The sequence below is a fragment of the Pedococcus sp. P2_F6 genome (assembly GCF_056403675.1).
The window spans coordinates 1-2,505 of sequence record NZ_JBFUEZ010000016.1; the positions used below are offsets into that span (position 1 = coordinate 1).

2 protein-coding genes are annotated in these 2,505 nt (G+C 68.9%); both read right to left on the minus strand.

All coding sequences use genetic code 11. The features are described 5' to 3' along the window. Nucleotides 1-741: 741 nt before the first annotated feature. Entirely contained in the window at nt 742-1,947 is a 1,206-nt protein-coding gene (locus AC1DWP_RS19370) for an MFS transporter (RefSeq protein WP_477616124.1), read from the minus strand. Between the two features lie 141 nt (nt 1,948-2,088). Then, nucleotides 2,089-2,505 (minus strand): HAD family hydrolase (locus AC1DWP_RS19375; RefSeq protein WP_477616125.1); only part of this gene is annotated, 417 nt, incomplete at its 5' end.

The window sequence follows — 2,505 nt, forward strand, 5'->3', positions numbered from 1 at the left end:
GCACGTCCGCACGTCCTCGAAGGCAGGCGTCAGCCTGGCCCGGAACACCTCACCTGTCACCCCGTCGATCGCCGCCGCGACGACCGACCGTGCGTGCACATCCAGTCCCACACTCGTACGCTCAGAAAACACCGGGGCCTCCCACACATGTCGGATAGGCCGGGCAAGGGCACTTGTCCAGCAACCCACGAATCTGTGCGCGTGAGGCCCCGGCCCGCAACCACTCAGCCGCAAGCGGTCACGGCATACCGTCTAGCGATACGCCCGCCCGACCCCTCGACGGCGCAGATGGCGGAGGTCTTGTCGGGGTGGATCTCGGCGTAGGCAAGACAGAGCGTGGTCGTCAATGGCGAAGTGCACGTTGTCGTACCCGACCCAAGTCGCGGCCTTCGGCCGTCTTCGTTCGAGCATGTCGCGGCCGGCAAACCGCCACCGCCATCACAACGCATGACGCCGAGCTCTTGTTGACGTCGACGTGACGAATTGGCCGGATCGGGACTTCGCGCAGCGCCGGATCAGCTGCCCTGTTGGCAGGTCCAGCCAGGCAGTCGTGGCATGGCGTGCCGGACCGAGTCCCTAGGCACGATCGAGGGTTCAATCCCAAGTCGCCGGCGGCGCGAACGGGGCGAACCGTTGATCGCGCCGCAGCGCCACGGTAGCGGGCTCGATCGCTGCGTCTCTTGGGGCGTGGGCTGGTTCGTGGATGGCTGGCTGACCGTTTTCGTCGCTGGTCCGCACGACCTAACGCTGCGGCGGGCCGTCACGCCTGTGTTGGCGACGACGGTCCACAGCGCGGAGTCCGAGGGCGCCGGTTATGCCGACGGTAACCAGCAGCGCAAACGACAAGGTACGCCCGGAGGTGCCACCGAGGTCCAAGAGCGCTCCCGATGCCGTGGCGACGGCCGTCGCGGCCAAGGCGGAGACCAGGAAGTACCAGCCGTACGCGGTCCCTAGTAGAGCGTCGCCGACCGCGTCGGCGAGCAGGACGACGATGAAGGGTGTCACCATGGCAACGCCGAGTGAGAACAGGACGGTCGTCAGCAGTAGGGGCCAGGCATGCGGCATGACCTGCGACAGCGGGAGCGCCCGGTGCTGGTCCGGGAGGAAGCCAGTGGTGGCCAACAGCGGCACGAACGACATCGCCATGACGGCAAGGCCTGCGACGGTCGCCTGGGCGGCCGTCCACCAACGACGGCACAGGGCCGTGACTCTCACCTGAAGCAGGATGCCGAGGGCGCAGGAGACGAGGAACACACCGGCGATGGATTCGGGCCGACCCGTGACGCGCTTGGCCTCGATCGGGAGTGCCAGATACAGCTGGTTGAACAGGGCGAAGTAGGCCGAGCACGCCAGGACCTGGGTTCCGAGGAGGCGGTCGGTGAGCACCCGACGCACGCTCACGAGGACGGGCGCCGGTGACGCGACACGGTGCGCGCGCGGAAGCACCGCGAACTGCGCCACGGTGAGCATTGCGAACACTGCCCCGGCGACCAGGCAGACGGTCTGGAAGTCGGCGAGGATCAGGGCCCCGGCACCGAGCACCGGCCCCAGGAGCGCGCCGACGTTGCCCAAGACCTCGAAGGCCGCGAAATTCTCTGCCCGCCGCTCCGGCGACTCAAGCGCCAGGTACTTGCGCACGGCCGGGGTGAACAGCGCGCCGGCGACACCGATCAGGAGGACCGAGACCACGACCGAAACCGGGTCCCTGAGCACGCCGAGCATCCCGAAGGCGACCACGCGCAGACCGCACCCGGCGACGATCGAGGGCCACGGCCCCACACGGTCGACCAGCGCGCCGCTGGGCAGGAAGAGGCCCTGCTGGCTGAGGGTCCGGGCGCCCAGCACCATGCCCACCGTGGCGGCGGCCATGCCCAGCCCGTCGGTGAGGTAGGCGGCGAGGTAGGGCAGCACCATGAAAAACCCGAGGTTGATGCCCGCCTGGTTCACCGCGAGCAGCCGGGCCGCGGGGCTGAGCTCGCGGAGCGCGCCGACGAGCGAGCCGGTCCGGGGCCGCCCGGGGCACTCGGCCCTGGGTCTCGTTCGCGTTCGACGCCTACGTGGGATGCCGGGTAGGCGGGGCATCCTCTATTAAGGACGCGGCAGGCCGAACAGGACGGGCAGGTCTGCGATGTCGGTGATCCGCTCGTAGCCGAGCCAGTGCTCGTCCTCCTCGAAGCCGCGGTCGACATACACCTTGCGCTCGATGCCCATGACGGCCGCCGAGCGGTGGTCGTACATCGGGCTCGCGGAGACGTGGACGAGCTCGTCGGGCGTCGCATCGAGCTTGTCGAGCAGGTACTCGAACGCAGCGAGCCGGGGCTTGTAGACGCCCATCTCCTCGGCGCTGATCACGCGTTTGAACGGGGCCTGGAGGTTCTCGGCGAGGCGCTCGGCGTGCGCGGTGTCGCTGTTCGTGATGATCACCAGCGGGACCGCCTCGGCCAGGCGGTTCAGTGCCTCGGTGACGCCGGGGTACGGGCCCCAGGTGGGGACGATGTCGTAGAC